Below are 22,542 nucleotides of genomic sequence, written 5' to 3'. Positions count from 1 at the left end.
CGAGACTGGCGTGTACCGACTCCGGGGCACCGAGGAAGGGCCTACGCCGGCCGCGCCGCCCCGCACCGAGGGTGCCGCCGGTTGCCCGGATGCCCCCCTCCCGCGAAGCGAGAGAGGGCGCCGTGCACACGGGGGAAGCGGCGCAGCCGCTCAGGGGGTGACTTTCAATCCACCCGTGCACCTGTCGATTTGACGACAGTGGCCCAGCGCGTGATTTCCTTGTCGATATGCGCCTGCAGCGCCTCGGGCGTGGAGCCCACGGGCTCGTAGCCGCCGGCGGCCAGCTGGGCCTGCAGCGCGGGCTGGCGCAGGGCGGAGGCGATCTCGCGGCTCAGGCGCTGGGTGGCTTCGGCGGGCGTGCCGGCCGGCGCGATGACGGCGTACCAGCCGGTCACGTCGAAGCCTGCGATGCCCTGCTCCTGGATGGTGGCCACCTCGGGCGCCAGCGCCGAGCGCTGCGGGCTGGTGACGGCCAGCGCGTGCATGCGCCCGCTGCGGATATGGGGCATGGAGGTGGAGATGCTGTCGAAGGTCAGGTCGATGTCGCCAGCCAGCATGGCGTTGACCACGCCCGCGCTGCCCTTGTAGGGCACATGGGTCATGCGCACGCCTGCCATGGAGCCGAAGTACTCGGCCGCCAGATGCCCCGTGTTGCCGTTGCCCGCCGAGCCGAAGGTGAGCTTGCCGGGGTTGGCCTTGGCGGCCTGGATGAGTTCCTGGATGTTCCTGGCCGGCAGCTTGCTGCTGGCCGCAACCACCATGGGCAGGTTGGCCACCAAAGACACGGGCGCGAAGTCGCGGCGGGTGTCGTAGGGCAGCTTGGGATAGAGGCTGTCGTTGATGGCATGGGCGGCCAGCACCATGAGCACGGTGTAGCCATCGGGCCTGGCGCGCGCCACGTATTGCGAGGCCAGCGTGCCGCCCGCGCCGGGCTTGTATTCCAGCACCACGGGCTGGCCCAGCTGCTGCTGCAGTTGCACGGCCAGAGGGCGGCCCAGCAGGTCGGCACTGCCGCCGGGTGGATAGGGAATGACCAGCTGTATGGGCTTGGCAGGCCAGGCCTCGGCAGCATGGGCGGCCGGGGCCAGCAGGGCGCAGGTCGCCAGGGCCAGGCAGGACAGCAGGCGGCGGCGCGGGAGTGGGTGCATGGGCATGGGCATGGGGGGACTCCGTTTCATGAAGAGGACAGGGCGCCGGCCTGGTACTGCTCGCGCAGCGCGCGCTTGAGCACTTTGCCGATCTCGCTGCGCGGCAGGCTGGCGGCCAGCCGCAGCTCGGCCACGCGCTGGGTCTTGCCCACGCGGGCGTTGAGCCATTCGCGCAGCTCGGCGGCCGAGGGTGTGGCATCGGGGCGCGCCACGGCGTAGGCCACGGGGGTCTCGCCCCAAGCATCGGAGGGCACGCCGATCACCGCGCATTCGGCCACCTGCGGGTGCTGCAGCAGCACGGACTCGATGTCGCTCGGGTAGACGTTGAAGCCACCCGTGATGATCATGTCCTTCTTGCGGTCGCCCAGCACGATGAAGCCGTCCTCGTCCAGACGGCCCACGTCGCCGCTGCGGATGAAGCGCAGGCCCTGGGCATCGAACCATTCGGCCTCCTGCGTCTTGTCGGGCAGGCGGTGGTAGCCGCTCATCATCCCGGCCGAGCGGCCCACGATCTCGCCCTGCTCGCCGGGCGGCAGTTCGCGGCCCTGCTCATCGATGAAGCGGATGTCGGCGCCCGGTCCCGGCCTGCCCACGGTGTGCAGCTTGTCGGGGAAGTCATGGCAGTGCAGCTCGCAGCGCACGCCGCCTTCGGTCATGCCGTAGTACTCGATGAGCCGTCCGGGCCAGCGGCGCAGCACCTCGGCCTTGAGCGCGGGATGGAACGGTGCGCTGGTGCAGAACTTGTGCTGCAGGCGGCTCAGGTCGGCGCTGTCGAACCCCGGGCACTGCATCAGCCGCTGGTACTGCACGGGCACGAGCATGGTGTGGGTGGCACGGTGGCGCTCGGCCAGTTCCAGGTAGTGCGCCGCGTCGAACTTGCGCATCAGCACCAGGGTGCCGCCCAGCCCCAGGGTGGGCAGGGCCGCGACCAGGGTGGTGTTGGAGTACAGCGGCGTGGCGCACAGCGAGACGGCATCGGGCCCGTAGCCGTTGTGGATGGCGCGCTGCACATGGGCCCAGCGCATGGCCCAGGACTGGACGATGCCCTTGGGCACGCCCGTGGTGCCCGAGGAGTAGATGACGTTGAAGGGCCAGTCGGGCTGGGGGTGGATGGGCGTGGGTGCGGTGCCATGGTCCGCTTCGTCCGCAGCCAGCCATTGCTGCCACGGCATGCCGGCTTCGACAGCGCCGTCCAGGGCCACGCATTGCAGATCCTGTCCGGCCTGCAGCGGCCATTGCGCGGCGGTGTCCGCGTCGCGCAGCACCAGCCGGGCGCCGCAGTTGTCCAGCATGGCGCTCAGGTGGCCGGCCGTGGCCGACGGGGCCAGCGGCGCCACGGCCACGCCCGCGCGCAACGCACCCAGGAAGGCCAGCACGTACTCGGGCGAGCTGCCCGCGCAGATGGCCACTACGTCGCCGGGGCCCAGGCCCTGGCGTTGCAGGCGCAGGGCCACGCGGTCCATGCCCAGGCGCAGCGCGGCGTAGTCGAGGCTGCGGCCGTCCATGGCCAGGGCGGTGTGGCGGGGGCGCTGGCTGGCCTGCAGCGCGACGAGTTCGGGCAGCGAGCCAAAGGGCTGGCGCAGCAGGGCGGCGATGTCTTCTTGCATGGGAGGGGCGGGAGGGACGGGAGGGACGGGAGGGACCACTATTCCAGCGACAGGCCTGCGGCCTTGACGATCTGGGCCCAGCTCTTGCGTTCCTGGGCGATGAAGGCGTCGTACTCGGCCGGTGTCTCGCCACCGGGCACGCCGCCCAGGTCGGCAAAGCGCTGGCGCACCTCGGCCGTCTGCATGGCGCGCCGGGCCGACTGCTGGATGCGCTCGACCACGGCATCGGGCGTGCCGGCAGGGGCCAGCAGGCCGAACCAGGCCGTGACCTGCATGGGCACGCCGGCCTCGGTCATGGTGGGCACCTCGGGCAACTGGGCCGAGCGCGTGGCGCTGGTGATGGCCAGCGCGCGGAACTTGCCGCTCCTGATGTGCGGCATGGAGCTGGGCAGGTTGTCGATCATGTAGTCCACCTGCTGGCCCAGCAGCGCCGTGACCGCAGGCGCGGCCCCGGGAAAGGGCACGAGCGTGACCTCGATGCCGGCCTTCTGGCGGAACATCTCCGAGGACATGTGCGGCGACTGGCCCACGCCCGACGTGGACACGTTCAGGCGCCGGGTCCTGGCCAGCTCCACCAGCTCGCGCACGCTGCGCACGGGCGAATCGGCATGGACCACGAGGATGTTGGGCACGGAGATCACATTGGTGATGCCGCGCAGATCGCTTTCCTTGTAGCTGAGCTGCTTGTACAGGCTGAAATTGATGGCCACCGGGCCGATGTTGCCCATGAGCAGCGTGTAGCCATCAGGCCTGGCGCGCGCCACCTGGGCCGTGCCGATGCTGCCGCCGCCCCCGCCCTTGTTCTCCACCACCACCGACGTGCCCAGGTCCTTGCCCATCTTCTCGGCCAGCACGCGCGCGGCAATGTCCGTGGTGCCGCCAGCGGCGGCCGGCACCACGATGGTGATGGGGCGTTCAGGCCAGGCCGCCGCCAGCGCGGCGGCAGGAGCCAGGGAGAAAAAAGGCAAAGCGGCCAGCAGGGCCAGCAGGCTGCGGCGGACGGTCATGGGCAGTCTCCAGTTCACTGCCCGCAACGATAGAAAACCCTGGGCCACAGGGCACCAGGGTTTGACTGGAGATCCGCTTCGCCATTCGGAAACCCGCGCTTAGGCCTACTGGAACGGGTGCTAACCCCTTGCCAGCACCAGAAAAGAGCCCAAGAAAAAAGGCGCCGAAGCGCCTTTCATTGACCGTGTGGTGCACAGCGCCAAAAACTGGCGCGGCCCAAGTCAGGGACACCGAGCAAGGGCAGCCCCGCCGCGAGGGTGTCGTCCCCCTCCCTTGCGAAGCAAGCAGAGAGGGGGAAGGCGCGTCAGCACCTCAGGGGGTGATCAGGGATACAGTCCCCGCATTTCGCGGGCATGCAGGATGCGCTGGCAGGCCACGATGAAGGTGGCGGTGCGCAGCGTCACGCCGTGCTGCTGGGCCACCTGCCAGATGGCCGCGAAGGCGTCCTGCATGATGCGCACCAGGCGGGCGTTGATCTCGTCCTCGCTCCAGAAGAAGCTGGAGAAGTCCTGCACCCATTCGAAGTAGCTCACCGTCACGCCGCCGGCATTGGCCAGCACGTCGGGCAGCACCAGCACGCCCTTTTCGGTCAGGATGTCGTCGGCCTCGGTGGTGGTGGGGCCGTTGGCACCCTCGATCACCATCTTGGCCTTGATCTTGCCGGCGTTGTCCTTGGTGATCTGGCCTTCCAGTGCGGCGGGGATCAGGATGTCGCAGTCCACGCCCCAGAAATCGGCAGCGTCCATGGCCTCGGCGCCGTCAAAGCCGCCCACGCCGCCCTTGGCGGCCACGTGGGCCAGCAGGGCGGTCACATCCAGGCCGTTGGCGTTGCGGATGGTGCCGGTGTGGTCCTGCACGGCCACGACCTTGGCGCCCGCGTCGGCGAACAGCTTGCCGGCCGTGCCGCCCACGTTGCCGAAGCCCTGCACGGCAATGCGCGCGCCCTGGACCGACAGGCCGGTCAGCTTGGCCGCTTCCACGCCCACGGTGAACACGCCGCGGCCGGTGGCCTCGACGCGGCCCAGCGAGCCGCCCAGGTCCACGGGCTTGCCCGTGACCACGCCGGTGGCGGTGGCGCCGGTGTTCATGGAGTAGGTGTCCATCATCCAGGACATGATCTGGCCGTTCGTGTTGACGTCAGGCGCTGGAATGTCCTTGGAGGGGCCGATCAGCAGGCCGATCTCGCTGGTGTAGCGGCGCGTCAGGCGCTCCAGCTCACCGCGCGACAGCGTCTTGGGATCGACACGGATGCCGCCCTTGGCGCCGCCGTAGGGCACGTTGACGGCCGCGTTCTTGACCGACATCCAGGCCGACAGGGCCATGACTTCGGACAGGGTCACGTCCTGGTGGAAACGCACGCCCCCCTTGCCGGGGCCGCGGCTCAGGTTGTGCTGCACGCGGTAGCCTTCGTAGTGGGCGATGGTGCCGTTGTCCAGCTCGATCGGCACATCGACGATCAGGATGCGCTTGGGGCGCTTGAGGGTTTCGACCCAGCGGGCGAGATGGCCCAGGTAGGGGGTGACGCGATCGACCTGCTGCAGGTAATTGCCCCAGGGGCCGAGGTGATCGGCCTGCAGGTAGGAAGGGATGGCGTGGTTGGTAACGCCGGCCGAAGCGGGTTGCTGCATGGTGGTTCCACACAAGAGTTGTCTGAGGGTTTTGAGCTTATTCCCGGGGCTATGCGCTGTCCAACGCCTTATGCGCGAGAGCCTTATGCATTTAATGCATAACCATGGGATCGCCTTGTCCAGCGGACAATCGGGGCCGCTTGCGACCCTCCGATGCACTCCAAGAAAGCCGCTCCATGACGAACAACCCCCGCACTCCCACAGCCTTGGCCCATGCGCTGCTCCAGGCACGCCACAGCGGCGAATTGCTGGATGCCGACGACTGGGCCGACGTGGTGCGCGCGCCCGCAGATGCGCAGGCCGTGCAGGCCGCCATGGCGCCCGCCCTGGGCTGGCGCGTGGCCGGCAGCCAGCAGGGACCGGGCCGCGTTCCGGGCTACTGGAAGTCTGGCGCGCCGCGCCGCGATGCCCCGCTGACCCATGCGCCGCTGCCCGAAGAAGGCGTCTGGGCCAGTCCTTCGGTGGCCGGTGGCGCGCCGCTGCACCTGCGCGGCATCGAAGCCGAGATCGCCCTGCGCCTGGGCCGCGAGGTGACGGCCGAGATGGCCGCCGCGCTGCAGCCCGGCGATGGGCTGGAGCTGATCGACGGCATCACCGCCGCCATCGAGGTGGTGGATACGCGCTGGCGCCAGCACCTGAAGGCGCCGCCGCTGCTGCTGGCCGCCGACGGCCTGTGCCATGGCGCCCTGGTGCTGGGGCCGTGGCAGGACGCTTCGCGGCTGCTGCCGCGCGAGTCGCCGCGGGACTGGTCTGCCCAGGTCTGCCGGTTGCGCGTGGGTGCGGCGCCGCTGCAGGCGTTCACCGGAACGCATCCGCTGGGCGATCCGCTGTGGCTGCTGGCCGGCTGGTTGCAGGAGCTGGTGCGCCGCTATGGCAGCGTGCCCGCAGGCACGGTGGTGACCACGGGCGCATGGAATGGCCTGGCCTTTGCCCAGGCCGGCGACCTGGTGGTGGCCGAGCTGGACGGCATCGCCGAAGCCCGCCTGCAGCTGTGAGGCTTCAGGCAGGACATCGAGTGATCAGGTGATCTTGTAGTCCTTGAGGGCCGGATCGCCGGGCGGAAAGCGCAGGTCAAGGTTGCGCAGCACCTCGCGCAGCAAGGTGGCGATCATGAGGTTGCGGTGCGTCTTGGAGTCGGCCGGCACGATGGTCCAGGGCGCCCAGGGCGTATGCGTGGCGCCCAGCAGCTGGCCGTAGGCCTGCTGGTAGTCCTTCCACTGCGTGCGCACCTTCATGTCGTTCTCGTCGAACTTCCAGTGCTTGGCCGGGTCGTCCAGGCGCTCCTGCAGGCGCATGCGCTGTTCGTCGGCGCTGATGTGCAGCAGGAACTTGACGACCACGGTGCCCGTCTCGCTGAGCATGCGCTCGAAGTCGTTGATGTGGGCAAAGCGCTGGCGCTGCTGCTCGGGTGTGATCCAGCCGTTGACCACGGGCACCAGCACGTCCTCGTAATGGCTGCGGTTGAAGACCGTGATTTCGCCAGCGGCAGGCACCTGCTGGTGGATGCGCCACAGGTAGTCATGGGCGCGCTCGGCCTCGGTGGGGGCCTTCCAGCCCACGGCGTGCACGCCCAGCGCACTCATGCGGCCGAAGACGCCACGGATGGTGCCGTCCTTGCCCGCCGTGTCCGTGCCCTGCAGCACGACCAGCAGCTTGTAGCGGCGGTCGGCGTACAGCAGGTTCTGCAGCGCATCCAGCTCCTCGGCCAGGGCCTCGACGGCGACCTTGTCCTCGGCCTTGCCGTTGCCATTGGAAAAGGGCTTGGCGCCCGGGTCGAAGTCGGCCAGGGCAATGGGTTTGTCCTTGTCCTTGTCGGACCTGGCGGAGCGCGGCTGCCATTGTTCCCAGAGCTTTTGCACGGCCGCATCGCGGCTGGAGAAAGGGTTGGAGGCGTCCATGGATAGAGCGGTGGATGAGGTGGAATGTCAGGGCCGGGCGCGAATGGATTGCACCTGCAGTTGCGGCTGCGCCATCGAAGGCGCGGCGCCAGCGGCGGGCCTGGGGCCGGGCTGGCCCCGGACTTCCACGTTCTGCCGCTGCCACTGCGTGATCTGCTCGGCGCTCAGGCCCTGGAGCTGCCAGGTCTCGCCGGAGGTGGTCTGCAGCACGGGCTGCTCATGGGGCGCATTGCCGCGCAGCACCAGACGGCCTTGCAGGGTCAGGGGCTGGCCGGCATCCGGCGCGGCGGGCGCGGCCGATGCCGAAGCGGGCGCCGGTGCGGTTGCAGGAGGTGGAGGTGGCGCGGCGCAGGCCGTGGCCAGCAGCGACAGGCTGCCGGCCAGCAGCAGGGGCAGGGCCCGGGCAACTGCGGTATGGGATGTCTGGGTCATGGCGGTCATTGCACGATGGCGGTGAGGGTGGTGCCGGCGGGAACGCGCAACTGCTCCTGGTACAGGCCCTGGGCGTCCGGCTGGCGTACGAAGGGAAAGTGGCCGCGCGCCGCGAGCTGGGCGGGCACGGTGGCGGGCAGGCGGCGTGCCGCCGCATAGCGCTGGCCGTCGATGCCCACCAGGGTGAAGCCCTGGTCCGTGCGTGCGGGCCAGCCGTAGCCGGCCGGGCCGCTGGAAGGCAACAGGGCGATGTTGGACCCCCATCGCTGCAGCGTGACGGGCAACGAGGGGCCACCGGCCTGTGCAATGGCGTTGCCGAGCACCTGCAGCGAGTCGGGCGAGGAGGTGTTCCTCAGCATTTGCTGGTAGAAGCCCACGCCGTGCTGGCGCAGCAGATAGGCGCCCAGGCTGCCCGTGACGTTGTAGCCGAAGCAGGTGGCATTGACATCCGAGGCCCAGCTGGCCAGGTCGCAGTTGAAGCCGGGCTTGGACATCCAGCCGGTGATGCGGCCGTCACGCATGGGATTGGTGCCGGGCGTGAGTCTTTCGGCCAGGATGTCTTCGGACATCAGGGCCGACATCTCTTCCAGGAAGGTGTCGAACATGTAGTCCGAGCCCTTGAGCGCGCCGCGCTGGTAGAAGTTGATCATGTGGATGAACTCGTGCGACAGCGTGCTGATCTGCGTGGTCAGCCCGTTGGCGCCGCCCAGGTACAGCGTTTCCGTGTCCATGTAGAACGACAGCGATTCGTTGCTGTACTGGAACTGCGAGCTGCCGGCCGTGCGCTTGAAGTTGTTCACGGCCCAGAAGTAGCCCAGCAGGCCGTAGGGCTGGCTGTCGGGCGTGAAGTTCACGAACACGATGTCGATCGGCTGGTCGGCCGCGATCAGCTCGCTGTGGGCCTGGGCTCCCCAGGGCTGGCCCGCCAGCCCCGTGACCAGGGCGTGCACGGAATCCGGCCCGCTGGCGAAGCGCTGTATCACGGTGTCCAGCAGGGCGTCGCTGACCTTGGCGCTGCCGTACTCGCTGTCTTCCAGCCACAGATTGATGGTGCGGGTGCCCGTGGGCGTGGGCGCGGTGGTCTGGCGCCGCAGCGTGGCGCTGCGCGTCTCGACCGTGGGGCTTTCCGTGTTGACGAACCAGCTGCGCTGGCTGCCCACGGGCAGCACGGCCGCCGACACCGCGCGCGAGGGCTGCACGCTCTGCCCTGCAACCGGGGCGGGCAGGCTTGGCTTGAAGTCACGTACGCGCTGGGGGATCTGGTTGACCAGCTGCGCAGCGCTCAGCGACTGTTGCGCCGCAATGCCCTGCGCCGCTGCGGCTGGCGGCGTGAGCGTGATGGGCGGCAGGGCCACGGCGGCATCGCCGGTGTTGGTATAGATCAGCGTCACGGGCCGGGTGCCCAGATTGCGCAGGCCCACGGCAACGGGCTGCTCTGCGGCGGTGGCGTTGGTGTAGCTCCAGACGCCGACGCCCTGGCCGGAATAGGTGGTGGCGTCGGTCGCGCCGCACGAGGCGCCCGTGCAGGCGGGGGTCAACTGTGTCGTGATGGAGTCGCCCGGCGTGGAGCCGCCGCCCCCGCCGCCGCAGCCTGCCAGTCCCGCACCCAGTACCAGTGCAACAAGGGCCTTGCCCCCAAAGTGATCTTGAAACATGGGTTCCTCTCGATGGTCCATGTCCAGCCAGAAGAAGGAGGGCGGCCGGACGCTTGCGCCACTATCCCAGGCCTGCCTGCAGGCGGCAAGCACCGGCCGGTTTCCCGCGTGTAGGCGCAGGGCTTGCCTGCAGGTCGCAAGCCGCAGGCCTCACCTGGGCTCCAGCCGCACCGGCACCTGCAACTGCTCCACGAACCGCCGCGCCGCCAGCCCCAGCGGGCGCTCCTTGGACCACACCCAATCGACGAACAGCTGGGTGCCGTTGCTGATGTTGCACAGCGGGATGCGCAGCAGCGCGCCCGTTTGCAGCAGGGGCTCGGCGACGCTGAAGGGCAGCCACCCCCAGCCCAGGCCGGCCGAGATCAGCGACAGGGCCGCCAGGTGGCTGTCCGTGCGCCACAGCTGGTGCGAGAACACGAAGCGCGGATCGGTATGGGCTAGGTCGCGGCTGGCCAGCAGGATCTGGCGCGCGCCGGCCAGCTGGCCCACGTCCAGGCGCTGCTGCCCGTCCACGCCCAGTTGCCGGGCCAGCGGGTGCCTGGCCGCCATCACGGCGACCATGGTTTCCTGGCCCATCTCCTGGAAATCCTCGCGGCCGTCGATGGCCGGGCGCTCGAAGACCAGGGCCAGATGCGCGCGGCCCGAATGCAGTTCCTTGAGCGCATCGACCTGGGCGGCCACCAGCACTTCCACCTCCAGACCCGGGAATTCCTCGACCAGCGGCTGCAGCGGCGCGGCCCAGGCCGTGGACAGCAGTTCGGGCGCGATCACCAGGGTCAGCCGCTCCTCCAGTCCCTGGTGCAGGGCCAGCGCCTGGTGGTTGAGCTGCTGCAGCTGGGCGGCCAGCAGCCGGGCCTGGGGTTCGAGTGCGCGTGCCGCCGCTGTGGGCCGGGGCTCGCGGCCGCTGCGGTCGAACAGCTGCAGGTCCAGCTCGGCCTCCAGCTGGGCGATGGCCATGCTCACGGCCGAGGGCACGCGGCCCAGCTGGCGCGCGGCGGCGGAAAACGAGCCGTGGTCCAGCACGGCAATGAACAGCGGCACCTGGTCGGCTGGAAAGGACATGGTGGGGACCTGTCAGATTTATTGAAAGAATCTGACTTTAACGTTCAATTGCCGGCATATAGACTGCGCTCCCTATGACCTTGCAGACACACAAAAAGGGCCTCCAGGGGCCCAAGCGCAAAGTGGTCTTCGTGACCCTGTATGAATTGATCGCCATCCTCGCCTCCAGCCTGCTGTTCATGGCCATCGGCCAGAGCGCCGGGCATTCGGGCGGCATGGCGATTGCCGCCTCCACGCTGGCCATCGTCTGGAACCTGACCTTCAACCACCTGTTCGAGCAGTGGGAGTCGCGCCAGAGCGTCAAGGGCCGCTCGGTGCTGCGCCGCGTGGTGCACGCCCTGGGCTTCGAGGGCGGGCTGGCCATGGTGCTGATCCCGCTGATGGCCTGGTGGTTCGGCGTCACGCTGTGGGAGGCCACGGTGATGGAGGCCGGCCTGCTGGTCTTCTTCCTGGTCTACACCTATGTCTTCAACTGGTGCTTCGACCATGTGTTCGGCCTGCCGGCCTCGGCCTCGGCATCCGCTGCGGTGGCACCCCGCGCTCAGGGCGAGCCGGCCTGCAGCAGCTGACCGGCCACGGCGGCGGCGGCCGTGCGGGTCTCCACGCCGAGTTTCTCGAAGATGTGCTCCAGGTGCTTGTTGACCGTGCGCGGGCTCATGCCCAGGATGTCGGCGATGTCGCGGTTGGTCTTGCCCTTGCTCAGCCATGACAGCACCTCGGTCTCGCGCGGGGTGAGCGCCACCTGCTGCAGCCGGCGCGCGGCGGGCGCCTGCGGCGCCTCGTGGCTGAGCAGCACCATCGACTCCCCCAGGCCGCTGGCGCCCATGTGGCGCGCCAGCAACTGGCGGCCATCGGCCAGGGCCAGCGCCAGATCCTGGTGACCGGCCTGGTCCGGCTGGTGGGCACCGGCCAGCCAGTCCCCGGCCGCCTCCATGGGGAAGGGCTGGTCCGCAAAGGCCTCCTCCAGCCAGCGCGCTGCCTGGGGAGAGCGCCAGGCCACGCGGCCCTGGCCGTCGAGCACCACCACGCCCAGCCCCGCCACGTCCACGGCTTCCTGCGCCTGGCGCGTGGCGCGGGCATTGCGCACATGGGTGGCCAGGCGCACCAGCACCTCGGGGATGCGCAGCGGCTTGACCACGTAGTCCACGCCGCCGCTGGCAAAGCCGCGGATGATCTGGTCCGTGTCCGACAGGCCGGTCATGAAGACCACGGGCACGTGGGCCCAGGCCGGCGTGTCCTTGAGCCGGCGGCACAGCGTGAAGCCGTCCATGCCGGGCATGACGGCGTCCAGCAGCACGCCATCGGGCACGGTCAGGGCAAAGCGCTGCAGCGCCTCGTCGGCATCGCGCGCGGCGAGCACGACGTAGCCTTCGGCGGCTAGGGCATCGCACAGCATGCGAAGGCTGTCCAGCGCGTCGTCCACCACGAGGATCACATGGGCGCTGTTGCCATGGCTGCTGCGGCTGTTGGCGGTGGTGGTGGCGGTCATTTCCTGCCCTCCTGGATGTTCATTCATCTGTCTCCTCCTGTTCCTGTTCGTCTTCTTCCCGGGGCTGCGGCAGCAGGCGCGCCAGCGCATCGAAGTCGAAGCGGTCGGCGCAGGCCTGCAACGCATCGAGCAGCGCGGCGTGGCCCGATGCGCCGCCCGCCTGCTGGCGCGCCTGGCGCAGGCGCTCGCGCAGGGCCGTGGCCTGGCCCGAGCGCGCCAGCCGGGCCAGGTCTTCGCGCAGGTTGGGCGGGAAGGGGGCGGCTGCCGGCGCCTGCGCTGCCTTTGCCTCTGCCTGCTCCGCGCGCGGCGCCGGCAGCAGCAACGGGCGGTTGTCATGCACCCATTCGATCCGCAGCACGCGCTCGAGCACCTGCAGCAGCTCGGACTCGATCACCGGCTTGGCGACAAAGCCCTGGCAATGCGCATCGGCCAGGCGCGGCGGGTCGTTGTCGAACAGGTTGGCCGAGACGAAGACCACGGGAAGCTGCTGCGCATCCCGGCGCGCGCGCAGCAGGGCGGCGGTCTGCCAGCCGTCCAGGTCGTCCATGCTGATGTCCAGCAGCACCAGGTCGGGCAGGCTTTGCTCCACGATCTCCAGGCACTCGCGGCCGCTGGCGGCCTCGCGGATCTCGAAGCCCAGCGGCAGCAGCAGGCCGGCCAGCAGCTGGCGCTGCAGCGGCTGGTCGTCCACCACCAGCAGGGTGCGCCGGGGCGGCAGATGGCCGATGACGGTGTGCAGCGTGGCGGCTGCGCCGGGGGGCACCCAGGACGCGTCGGGCGCCATCTCGGGCAGGTACAGGCGCACGGTGAAGCAGCTGCCCTCGCCGGGCGTGCTGCTCAGGGTGAGCTGCCCGCCCATCAGCTCGGTCAGCAGGTGGGTGATGGTCAGCCCCAGGCCCGTGCCCGCCTCGCTGACGCGCCGGCCCGCGCTGCCGCGCTCGAAGGGCACGAAGATGCGCTCCATGTCCTGCGGTTCGATCCCGATGCCGGTATCGATGACCTCGATGCGCGAGACATGGGGCCGGAAATCCATGCGCAGCCGCACCTCGCCGCGCTGGGTGAAGCGCACGGCGTTGGACAGCAGGTTGATCAGGATCTGGCGCAGCCGCTTGGCGTCGGCACGCACCCAGCGCGGCATGGTGCCCAGCGTCTCGACCGAGAACTGCAGCCCCCTGGCCTGGGCCTGGGGCCGCATCATGGCCTCGATGCCGTCGATCAGCGCGGGCAGGGGCAGGGGGGCGAGGTCCAGGCGCAGGCGGCCGGCCTCGATGCTGGCCAGCTCCAGCGATTCGTCGATCAGCGCGCGCAGGTGCTGGCCGCTGTGCTGCATGGTGGACAGGGTCTCGCGCACCCAGCCATCGACCTGCGGGCTCTTGAGCAGGATCTGCGTATAGCCCAGCAGGCTGTTGAGCGGCGAGCGCAGCTCGTGCGTCATGCCCGCCACATAGCGGGTCTTGGCCTGGCTGGCCTGCTCGGCATGGTCCTTGGCGGCCTGCAGCTCGGCATCGGTGCGCTTGTGGGCGGCAATCTCCTGCAGCAGCAGCTGGTTCTGGCGCTCGGACTCGTCCTGGGCCATGCGCCGGCTGTCCGTGCTCAGCACCACCCACCAGGCGGCCACGGCGCACAGCAGGGCCAGCAGCGCGAAGACCTTGAGGAAGGGGATGCGCAGCGCGCCGCCATCGACGCTGCCTGCCTGCAGGCTTTCCTGCATGTAGACCACGCCCACCATGAAGGCCGTCACCGCGCAAAGCGACAGCATCACCACCAGGTACTGGCCCGCGCGGAAGTTCACCTTGGTGGCCCAGTGCGGCGGCAGCATGGCCGAGGCCAGCGCGCGCAGCTGCTCGCCCGCGCGCGAGCCGGTCTTGCAGCGGTCATGGCAGCGCGACTCCAGCGAGCAGCACAGCGAGCAGATGGGCGCGCCGTAGGCCGGGCAGCGCGCCATGTCCTCGGACTCGAACTGGTTCTGGCAGACGGCGCAGCGCACCGTCTCGCCGGGCTTCCACAGATTGCCTGCGGGCCGTGCCAGGTAGTAGCGCCCGCCCGTCAGCCAGGCCAGCAGCGGCGACAGCAGCATGGACAGCGCCAGCGCGATGAAGGGCGAGAACGCGGCCGCCGTCTCGCCCAGCAGGCCCGCATAGGCGCAGCAGGCCACGGCGGCGGCCAGCAGCATGGCGACGGGGCCCACGGGGTTGAAGTCGTACAGATGGGCGCGGCGGAATTCGATGCCCGGCGGGCTCAGCCCCAGCGGCTTGTTGATGACCAGGTCGGCCACCAGCGCGCCCACCCAGGCGATGGCCACGTTGCTGTAGATGGTCAGCACCTTCTCCAGCGCGCCGAACACGCCCAGCGTCATCAGCAAGGTGGCGATGACCACGTTGAACACCATCCAGACCACGCGCCCCGGATGGCTGCGCGTGATGCGCGCGAAGAAGTTGGACCAGGCAAGCGACCCCGCATAGGCATTGGTCACGTTGATCTTGACCTGCGAGATGACCACGAAGACCACGGTCACCGCCACGGCCAGCCCCGGCAGGCCCAGGGCCTGCAGCACCTGCTGGAAGCCTGCCAGGAACATCTGCGTGGGCTCGGCCGCGCGCGTGGCGTCCACCCCCTGCAGCTGCATGGCCGCGAACGCGAGAAAGGCGCCGCCCGCCATCTTGAGCATGCCCATCACGGCCCAGCCCGGGCCGGCCACCAGCACCGCGCCCCACCAGCGCAGCCGGTTGGCCTGGGTGCGCGGCGGCAGAAAGCGCAGGAAGTCCACCTGCTCGCCGATCTGCACCACCAGCGCGAAGATCACGGCTGCCGCCGCGCCGAACATCAGCGGATCGAACTGGCTGCTGCCCGAGCGCAGGCCGGTGAGGCTGGCGAAGTCGCGGTACAGCTGGGGCTGGGCCAGCGCCATCCACACGAAGGGCAGCACCAGCAGGAACAGCCACAGCGGCTGCGTCCAGGCCTGCAGGCGCGAGATCAGCGTGATGCCGCGCATGGCCAGCGGCAGCACCACCAGGGCCGACAGCGCATAGCACCACTGCAGCGGCCAGTCCACCACCAGCTGCAGGGCCAGCGCCATGATGGCCGCCTCCAGCGCGAAGAAGATGAAGGTGAAGACGGCGTAGATCAGCGAGGTGATGGTCGAGCCCAGGTAGCCGAAGCCCGCGCCGCGCGTCAGCAGGTCCATGTCCAGCCCGTAGCGTGCGGCGCAGACGGCGATGGGCAGCCCCGTCAGGAAGATCACCAGCCCCACGGTGACGATGGCCCACATGGCGTTGGCGAAGCCGTAGTTCAGCGCAATGGCGCCGCCGATGGCCTCCAGCGCCAGGAAGGACAGCGAGCCGAAGGCCGTGTTGGCCACACGGAACTCGCTCCAGCGCCGGAAGCTGCGCGGCGTGTAGCGCAGCGCGTAGTCCTCCATGGTCTCGTCGGCCACCCAGGCGTTGTATTCGCGCCGGAACCGGAAGATGGTCTGCGGCGCGGCTGCGGTGCCGGTGGGGCTGTCGGGCGGGGGGGCGGAGTGCATTCCCAGGTCTAGCAAGAAACGTGCGGGGCCAATGCTGGCGCGGCTTGCAAGAGGGGTAGCCGGGGTGCGTACGCAGGTGGCTACGTCAATTGACGTATGGGCGGTTTCAAGGGTTCTTCCTAATCTTGGACCCAGCGCGGAAACAAGCCGTAACCGCAACGCCAGTTTTCAGCCACTTGCAGATCACCCAACCGATCCTTACAGGAGAGTCACCATGAGCCACCCCTCCGACCCCCGCACACCTGGTTCCCCCGGCACGGAAATGGGCCGCCGCCGCGTCCTGCAGGCGCTTGGCGCCGCCTCGGTGGCCGGGCTGCCGGCCTGGTCCTTCGCCCAGCCCACGGCCCAGGTCAACACCACCAAGCTGGCCGTGACCGATACCGAAGTCGTCGTGGGCCAGCTGCACTCGGCCACGGGCACCATGGCGATCTCCGAGACCGGCTCCATCCAGGCCGAGCAACTGGCCATCGACCAGATCAACGCCATGGGCGGCATCCTGGGCCGCAAGATCCGCGTGATCAAGGAAGACGGTGCCTCCGACTGGCCCACCTTCGCCGAGAAGTCCAAGAAACTGCTCATCAACGACCGCTGCGCCGCCGTCTTCGGCTGCTGGACCAGCGCCTCGCGCAAGGCCGTGCTGCCCGTGTTCGAGAAGGAAAACGGCCTGCTGTACTACCCCACCTTCTACGAAGGCCTGGAGCAGTCCAAGAACGTGATCTACACGGGCCAGGAAGCCACGCAGCAGATCCTGTACAGCCTGGACTGGGCCAAGGCCGAGAAAAAGGCCAAGACCTTCTTCCTGATCGGCTCGGACTACATCTGGCCGCGCACCTCGATGAAGATCGCGCGCAAGCACATCGAGAACTTCCAGAAGGGCAAGGTCGTCGGCGAGGAGTACTACCCGCTGGGCAGCACCAACTTCGGCTCGCTGGTCAACAAGATCAAGCTGCAAAAGCCGGACTGCATCTTCGTGGCCGTGGTGGGCGGCTCCAACGTGGCCTTCTACAAGGCGCTCAAGGCAGCGGGCATCACGGGTGACAAGCAACTGCTGGTCACGCTGTCGGTGACCGAGGACGAGATGACCGGCGTGGGCGGCGAGAACTTCACGGGCTTCTACTCCTCGATGAAGTACTTCCAGACGCTGGACAACGAGAACAACAAGAAGTTCGTGGCCGCCTTCAAGGCCAAGTACGGCCCCAACGCCGTCATCGGCGACGTCACCCAGGCCGGCTACCTGGGCCCCTGGCTGTGGAAGGCCGCCGTGGAAAAGGCCAAGAGCTTCGACGTGGACAAGGTGGTGGCCGCATCGCCGGGGCTGGAACTCAAGACCGCGCCCGAAGGCTACGTGAAGGTGGACGCCAACCACCACCTGTGGAGCAAGTCGCGCATTGCCGTGGGGCAGCCGGACGGCACGTTCAAGGTGGTCTCGGAGTCGCCTGAACTCATCAAACCCGATCCCTTCCCCAAGGGTTACCAGTAAGCCCTGATCCGTTCAGGCAGGTGATGCGCGGCGGCCTGCGGCCTGGTGGGCGGGCTGCCGCGTGAATCGTTTCCCCCTCTCCCGATTGGCTTGCGCGCAGGAGCAGCACCATGAGTTTTTCCGACATGATGAACATCGGCCTGATGCAGGGCTTCGCGGGGCTGAGCCTGTTCGCCGTGCTGCTGCTGATGGGCCTGGGCCTGGCCATCATCTTTGGCCAGATGGGCGTGATCAACATGGCGCATGGCGAGTTCATGACCATCGGCGCCTACACCATCTACCTGGGCTCCACGCTCACGGCGCAGCACGCGCCCGAGTTCATGCCCTACTACTTCCCGCTGGCCATCGTGGCCGCCTTCCTGTTCGCCTTCGTGGCCGGCTGGCTGGTGGAATGGGGGCTGATCCGCCACCTCTACAAGCGGCCGCTGGACACGCTGCTGGCCACCTGGGGCGTGAGCCTGGCGCTGCAGCAGTGCTTTCGCACCTTCATCGGCCCCAAGGAAGTCAGCCCCACCCTGCCTGACTGGCTGATGGGCTCGTGGGCGCCGGCCGAGGGGCTGGACATTCCCATCAACGGCCTGTTCGTGCTGGCGCTGACCATGGCCGTCACGGCCGGCGTGCTGATCGCGCTGCACAAGAGCCGCTGGGGCCTGCGCGTGCGCGCCACGGTCAGCAACCGCGTGATGGCCAACGCCATCGGCATCGACACCAAGAAGACCGACCGCCTGACCTTTGCCATCGGCTGCGGCATCGCGGGCGTGGCGGGCGCGGCCTTCACCACCATCGGCTCCACCGGCCCCACCTCGGGCTCGCTGTACATCGTGGACGCCTTCCTGGTGGTCACCTTCGGCGGCGCGGCCAGCCTGCTGGGCACCGTGGTCTCGGCCTTCGGCATTGCGCAGACGCAGTCCATCACCGAGTTCTTCCTCGCGGGCTCCATGGCCAAGGTGATCACGCTGTCGCTGATCGTCTTCATCCTGATGCTGCGTCCCCAGGGCCTGTTCGCGTCCAAGGTGCGGCGCTGATCCCGGCGCCGGCCCTGTCCACGAATTTCCCCGCGTTCCCCCGATTTCCCCTGAGTTCACCGGAGTCATTCCATGCAAGCCCTCAAAGCCTGGATACAGCGCTACCAGCTCGCCAGCCTGGTGCTGCTCACCGTCCTGCTGGCGGTGGTGCTGCCCCTGGCGCTGGACATCTTCCGCCTCAACCTGGTCGGCAAGTACCTGACCTATGCCTTCGTCGCCATCGGCCTGGTCATGGTCTGGGGCTATGGCGGCGTGCTCAGCCTGGGCCAGGGCGTGTTCTTCGGCCTGGGCGGCTACGCCATGGCCATGTTCCTGAAGCTGGAGGCGTCCGACCCCATCAGCACCAAGATCCAGTCCACGCCCGGCATCCCCGACTTCATGGACTGGAACCAGCTGACCGAGCTGCCCTCGTTCTGGCTGCCCTTCAAGAGCCTGCCGTTCTCGCTGGCCGCCGTCATCGCCGTGCCCACGCTGCTGGCCTGGCTCATCAGCTTCGCCATGTTCAAGCGCCGCGTGGGCGGGGTGTACTTCGCCATCATCACGCAGGCCGTGGCGCTGATCGTCACCGTGCTCATCATCGGCCAGCAGGGCTACACGGGCGGCGTCAACGGCATGACCGACCTCAAGACCCTGTGGGGCTGGGACACACGCACGGACAGCGCCAAGTACATCCTCTACTACGTCTGCGTGGCCCTGCTGATCGGCGCCATCGTGCTGTGCCGCTGGATTCAGACGGGCAAGGTGGGCACCCTGCTGCTGGCCATGCGCGACAAGGAAGACCGCGTGCGCTTTTCCGGCTACGACGTGGCCAACTTCAAGGTCTTCGTGTTCTGCCTGGCCGCTGCGCTGTCGGGCGTGGGCGGCGCGCTGTTCACGCTGCAGGTGGGCTTCATGTCGCCCAGCTTCGTGGGCATCGTGCCCTCCATCGAGATGGTCATCTACGCCGCCGTGGGCGGGCGCATGAGCCTGGTGGGCGCCGTGTACGGCACGCTTCTGGTCAACGCGGGCAAGACCTATTTCTCGGAGAGCTTCCCGGACCTGTGGCTGTTCCTCATGGCGGGCCTGTTCATCGGCGTGACCATGGCCTTCCCGATGGGGCTGGCCGGCCTGTGGGAAAGCCGCATCGTTCCCTGGTGGAACAACCGCCGCAAGGGCGCGGCACCGGCCGCAGCGCAGGGAGCCCAGGCAGCACCTGCCCAGGCCCCGGCCGCCACCAAGTCCACGTCCGCCCTGTCCGAAGGCATGGGCCGCCAGGGCGCCTGAACCACAGCGGGAGCACACCATGAGCAATACCGACTTCACGCTGGCCGTGGAAGACCTGACGGTCTCCTTCGACGGCTTCAAGGCCATCGACGCGCTGAACCTGTACATCGACAGGAACGAGCTGCGCGTCATCATCGGCCCCAACGGCGCGGGCAAGACCACGCTGCTGGACCTGATCTGCGGCAAGACCCGCGCCACGGCCGGCAGCATCAAGTTCAAGAACGAGGAACTCACGCGCATGGCCGAGCACAAGCGCGTGCGCCTGGGGATCGGGCGCAAGTTCCAGACGCCGTCCATCTACGAGAACCTGTCGGTCTTCCAGAACCTGGAGGTCTCCTACCCCGAAGGCCGCTCGGTCTTCGGCGCGCTGGCCTTCAAGTGCACGGAGGCGGTGCGCGATCGCGTGCAGGCCGTGGCCGCCGACATCGGCCTGGACGAGCGCCTGGACACCGAGGCCGGCCTGCTCAGCCACGGCCAGAAGCAGTGGCTGGAGATCGGCATGCTGCTCATGCAGGAGCCCGAGCTGCTGATGCTGGACGAGCCCATCGCCGGCATGAGCGCCCGCGAGCGCGAGCTGACGGCCGAGCTGCTGCAGCGCATCTGCAAGAACCGCTCCGTCATCGTCATCGAGCACGACATGGAGTTCGTGGCGCGCATCGCGCACAAGGTCACCGTCATGCACCAGGGAAAGATCCTCGCCGAGGGCCCCATGGACAAGGTGCAGGCCGACCCCAAGGTCATCGACGTCTACCTCGGCCACTGAGGCACGCACAAGGAATTCACATGCTGCAAGTCAAGGATCTGTACGTGGCCTATGGCCAGAGCGAGGCGCTGCACGGCATCAGCTTCGAGGGCCGCGAGAACGAAACCGTGGCCATCATGGGCCGCAACGGCATGGGCAAGACCACGCTGTTCAAAAGCCTGATGGGCGTCATGCCCGCCAAGAGCGGCCAGATCACCGTGGCCGGCCAGGACGTCACGAAGGACGAGAGCTTCCGGCGCGTGGCCAAGGGCATTGCCTACGTGCCCCAGGGCCGCATGATCTTCCCCACGCTGACCGTGGAAGAGAACATACAGACGGGCCTGGAGAACGCGAAGACGCGCCAGGTGCCCGAAGACATCTACGCCCTGTTCCCCGTGCTCTGGGACATGCGCCGGCGCAAGGGCGGCAACCTCTCGGGCGGGCAGCAGCAGCAGCTGGCCATTGCGCGTGCCCTGGTCACCGACCCCAAGGTGCTGCTGCTGGACGAGCCCACCGAGGGCATACAGCCTTCCATCATCAAGGACATCGCCAAGGCGCTCAACGAGATCCGCAAGCTGCGCCGCATCACCATCGTGGTCAGCGAGCAGGTGCTTTCCTTCGCCATGGATGTGGCCGACCGGCTGTTCGTCATCGAGGGCGGGCGCCTGGTCCATGAGACGGCCAGAGCAGATACCGACGAGCAGCGCATCAAGTCCTACCTCTCTGTATGAAGCACCCCCTGAGCGGCTGCGCCGCTTCCCCCTCTCTCGCACGCGGGAGGGGGACGACACCCTCGGTGCGGGGCGGCCCTTCCTTGGTGTCCCTGGGTTGTGCCGTGCCGGTTTCATTCACCGCGGTCGATGCAGGCGCCGAGTTCCTCTCTTTTTCCACTGCCATCGCAAGGAGCACACCATGGCCGAAACCCTGATCAAGGTCGATCTCAACCAGTCCCCCTACGACAACCCGCAGGTGCACAACCGCTGGCATCCCGACATCCCCATGGCGGTCTGGGTGGAGCCGGGCGCGGAGTTCAAGCTGGAGACCTATGACTGGACCGGCGGCGCTATCAAGAACGACGACAGCGCCGAAGACGTGCGCGACGTGGACCTGTCCACCGTCCACTTCCTGTCCGGCCCCGTGGGCGTCAAGGGCGCCGAGCCCGGCGACCTGCTGGTGGTGGACCTGCTGGACATCGGCGCGCGCGACGACAGCCTCTGGGGCTTCAACGGCTTTTTCTCCAAGCAAAACGGCGGCGGCTTCCTGGACGAGCATTTCCCGCTGGCCCAGAAGTCCATCTGGGACTTCCACGGCATGTTCACCAAGAGCCGCCACATCCCCGGCGTCAACTTCGCAGGCCTCATCCACCCGGGCCTGATCGGCTGCCTGCCCGACCCCAAGATGCTGGCCAGCTGGAATGAGCGCGAGACCGGCCTCATCGCCACCGACCCCGACCGCATCCCTGGCCTGGCCAACCCGCCCAACGCCACCACCGCCCACATGGGCCAGATGCAGGGCGAGGCGCGCGACAAGGCCGCCGCCGAAGGCGCGCGCACCGTGCCGCCGCGCGAGCACGGCGGCAACTGCGACATCAAGGACCTCTCGCGCGGTTCGCGCGTGTTCTTCCCCGTCTACGTGGACGGCGCGGGCCTGAGCGTGGGCGACCTGCACTTCAGCCAGGGCGATGGCGAAATCACCTTCTGCGGCGCCATCGAGATGGCCGGCTGGGTGCACATGAAGGTCTCGCTGATCAAGGGCGGCATGGCCAAGTACGGCATCAAGAACCCCATCTTCAAGCCCAGCCCCATTACGCCCAACTACAAGGACTACCTGATCTTCGAAGGCATCTCGGTGGACGAAAAGGGCAAGCAGCACTACCTGGACGTGACCGTGGCCTACCGCCAGGCCTGCCTGAACGCCATCGAGTACCTGAAGAAATTCGGCTACAGCGGTGCCCAGGCCTACTCGCTGCTGGGCACGGCGCCCGTGCAGGGCCACATCAGCGGCGTGGTGGACGTGCCCAATGCCTGCGCCACGCTGTGGCTGCCCACGGAGATCTTCGACTTCGACATCAATCCCACGGCCGAGGGACCACAGAAGATCATCACGGGCGGGGTGGACCTGCCCATCGCCCAGGACAAGTAAGCCCGGCACACGACACCCGCCATCCACCATCCGCCAGAGGCCGCCCATGCCCACCTATGACTACCACTGCGCCGCATGCGGCGGCTTCGACGCGCTGCGCAGCCTCTCGCAGCGCAACGAGCCCGCGCCCTGCCCCATCTGCGAGGCGGCCTCGCCCCGCGTCTTCGTCAGCGCGCCGCGCCTGGCCTGCACCAGCCCCGAGCAGCGCCGCGCCCACGACACCAACGAGCGCGCACGGCACGAGCCCAGGCGCTCACGCGATGTGGCCGAGGGCAGCTACGCGCGCATGCGCCACCCTTCGGGCTGCGGCTGCTGCAGCGGCGCCAGCAAGCGCGGCTCCACGGTCACGGCGCCCAACGGCGCCAAGACCTTCCCGACCAAGCGGCCCTGGATGATCAGCCACTGACCGCGGCCCCTGCGCCGCACCGATGCAAAAAAGG

General features: G+C 68.5%; 19 protein-coding genes. 9 read left to right on the top strand and 10 right to left on the bottom strand.

What is annotated here, in order from left to right; translation table 11 throughout:
• Positions 1 to 164: 164 nt before the first annotated feature.
• From ACF8LI_RS15410 to ACF8LI_RS15395, 4 genes are all read right to left on the bottom strand, one after another.
• Complete coding sequence (locus ACF8LI_RS15410) at positions 165 to 1,154, bottom strand: tripartite tricarboxylate transporter substrate binding protein (protein WP_392413399.1); 990 nt, start codon at positions 1,152 to 1,154, stop codon at positions 165 to 167.
• 20 nt (positions 1,155 to 1,174) lie between these two features.
• Positions 1,175 to 2,755, bottom strand: a complete 1,581-nt coding sequence (locus ACF8LI_RS15405; RefSeq protein ID WP_392413231.1) for a class I adenylate-forming enzyme family protein — start codon at positions 2,753 to 2,755, stop codon at positions 1,175 to 1,177.
• 38 nt (positions 2,756 to 2,793) lie between these two features.
• Positions 2,794 to 3,762, bottom strand: coding sequence for a tripartite tricarboxylate transporter substrate binding protein (locus tag ACF8LI_RS15400; RefSeq protein ID WP_012202149.1), 969 nt, complete (start codon positions 3,760 to 3,762; stop codon positions 2,794 to 2,796).
• Between the two features lie 324 nt (positions 3,763 to 4,086).
• Complete coding sequence (locus ACF8LI_RS15395) at positions 4,087 to 5,391, bottom strand: Glu/Leu/Phe/Val dehydrogenase (RefSeq protein WP_016450234.1); 1,305 nt, start codon at positions 5,389 to 5,391, stop codon at positions 4,087 to 4,089.
• A 176-nt stretch (positions 5,392 to 5,567) separates the two neighbouring features.
• On the opposite strand from ACF8LI_RS15395, the gene ACF8LI_RS15390 reads away from it, so the two are divergent.
• Entirely contained in the window at positions 5,568 to 6,386 is an 819-nt protein-coding gene (locus ACF8LI_RS15390) for a fumarylacetoacetate hydrolase family protein (RefSeq protein WP_392413228.1), read from the top strand.
• A gap of 24 nt (positions 6,387 to 6,410) precedes the next feature.
• On the opposite strand, the gene ACF8LI_RS15385 is transcribed toward ACF8LI_RS15390, so the two are convergent.
• The 4 genes from ACF8LI_RS15385 to ACF8LI_RS15370 all read right to left on the bottom strand — a co-directional run bounded on the left by ACF8LI_RS15385 (position 6,411) and on the right by ACF8LI_RS15370 (position 10,438).
• A complete protein-coding gene (locus ACF8LI_RS15385; protein WP_133072648.1) occupies positions 6,411 to 7,289 on the bottom strand; it encodes a PPK2 family polyphosphate kinase in 879 nt (292 codons plus the stop codon).
• A 27-nt stretch (positions 7,290 to 7,316) separates the two neighbouring features.
• Positions 7,317 to 7,721 (bottom strand): hypothetical protein, encoded by a 405-nt coding sequence (locus ACF8LI_RS15380; protein ID WP_061287487.1) that lies wholly within the window; start codon positions 7,719 to 7,721, stop codon positions 7,317 to 7,319.
• Positions 7,722 to 7,726: 5 nt separating this feature from the next.
• Positions 7,727 to 9,376, bottom strand: a complete 1,650-nt coding sequence (locus tag ACF8LI_RS15375; protein WP_154833090.1) for a hemagglutinin — start codon at positions 9,374 to 9,376, stop codon at positions 7,727 to 7,729.
• Positions 9,377 to 9,526: 150 nt separating this feature from the next.
• Entirely contained in the window at positions 9,527 to 10,438 is a 912-nt protein-coding gene (locus ACF8LI_RS15370) for a LysR family transcriptional regulator (protein WP_017404947.1), read from the bottom strand.
• A gap of 74 nt (positions 10,439 to 10,512) precedes the next feature.
• Here ACF8LI_RS15370 and ACF8LI_RS15365 point away from each other — a divergent pair, with 74 nt between their 5' ends.
• Positions 10,513 to 11,007: a PACE efflux transporter gene (locus ACF8LI_RS15365; RefSeq protein ID WP_016452173.1), complete on the top strand. Its 495-nt coding sequence runs from the start codon at positions 10,513 to 10,515 to the stop codon at positions 11,005 to 11,007.
• Here the strand turns inward: ACF8LI_RS15365 and ACF8LI_RS15360 are convergent.
• On the bottom strand, positions 10,980 to 11,927 hold the full coding sequence (locus ACF8LI_RS15360) for a response regulator (protein ID WP_017404948.1): 948 nt from the start codon (positions 11,925 to 11,927) through the stop codon (positions 10,980 to 10,982). The genes ACF8LI_RS15365 and ACF8LI_RS15360 overlap by 28 nt on opposite strands.
• Before the next feature lie 19 nt (positions 11,928 to 11,946).
• Positions 11,947 to 15,450: an ATP-binding protein gene (locus ACF8LI_RS15355; protein WP_392413225.1), complete on the bottom strand. Its 3,504-nt coding sequence runs from the start codon at positions 15,448 to 15,450 to the stop codon at positions 11,947 to 11,949.
• A gap of 214 nt (positions 15,451 to 15,664) precedes the next feature.
• Here ACF8LI_RS15355 and urtA point away from each other — a divergent pair, with 214 nt between their 5' ends.
• The 7 genes from urtA (at position 15,665) to ACF8LI_RS15320 (ending at position 22,508) form a co-directional block, all read left to right on the top strand.
• Positions 15,665 to 16,930: an urea ABC transporter substrate-binding protein gene (gene urtA / locus ACF8LI_RS15350; RefSeq protein WP_012202159.1), complete on the top strand. Its 1,266-nt coding sequence runs from the start codon at positions 15,665 to 15,667 to the stop codon at positions 16,928 to 16,930.
• Positions 16,931 to 17,040: 110 nt separating this feature from the next.
• Positions 17,041 to 17,955, top strand: a complete 915-nt coding sequence (gene urtB / locus ACF8LI_RS15345; protein ID WP_016450224.1) for an urea ABC transporter permease subunit UrtB — start codon at positions 17,041 to 17,043, stop codon at positions 17,953 to 17,955.
• A 72-nt stretch (positions 17,956 to 18,027) separates the two neighbouring features.
• Positions 18,028 to 19,218, top strand: coding sequence for an urea ABC transporter permease subunit UrtC (gene urtC / locus ACF8LI_RS15340; protein ID WP_374006508.1), 1,191 nt, complete (start codon positions 18,028 to 18,030; stop codon positions 19,216 to 19,218).
• A 19-nt stretch (positions 19,219 to 19,237) separates the two neighbouring features.
• On the top strand, positions 19,238 to 19,981 hold the full coding sequence (urtD, locus tag ACF8LI_RS15335; RefSeq protein ID WP_016450222.1) for an urea ABC transporter ATP-binding protein UrtD: 744 nt from the start codon (positions 19,238 to 19,240) through the stop codon (positions 19,979 to 19,981).
• Positions 19,982 to 20,001: 20 nt separating this feature from the next.
• Complete coding sequence (gene urtE, locus ACF8LI_RS15330; RefSeq protein WP_392413222.1) at positions 20,002 to 20,691, top strand: urea ABC transporter ATP-binding subunit UrtE; 690 nt, start codon at positions 20,002 to 20,004, stop codon at positions 20,689 to 20,691.
• 181 nt (positions 20,692 to 20,872) lie between these two features.
• Positions 20,873 to 22,102, top strand: coding sequence for a formamidase (fmdA, locus tag ACF8LI_RS15325; protein WP_392413220.1), 1,230 nt, complete (start codon positions 20,873 to 20,875; stop codon positions 22,100 to 22,102).
• 46 nt (positions 22,103 to 22,148) lie between these two features.
• Complete coding sequence (locus ACF8LI_RS15320) at positions 22,149 to 22,508, top strand: zinc ribbon domain-containing protein (RefSeq protein WP_016452169.1); 360 nt, start codon at positions 22,149 to 22,151, stop codon at positions 22,506 to 22,508.
• Positions 22,509 to 22,542: the final 34 nt, after the last annotated feature.

The organism is Delftia sp. WSY_12 (assembly GCF_043104645.1).
GTDB classification, from domain to species: Bacteria; Pseudomonadota; Gammaproteobacteria; order Burkholderiales; family Burkholderiaceae_C; genus Comamonas; species Comamonas tsuruhatensis.
This window is presented reverse-complemented; position numbering and strand designations above follow the sequence as displayed.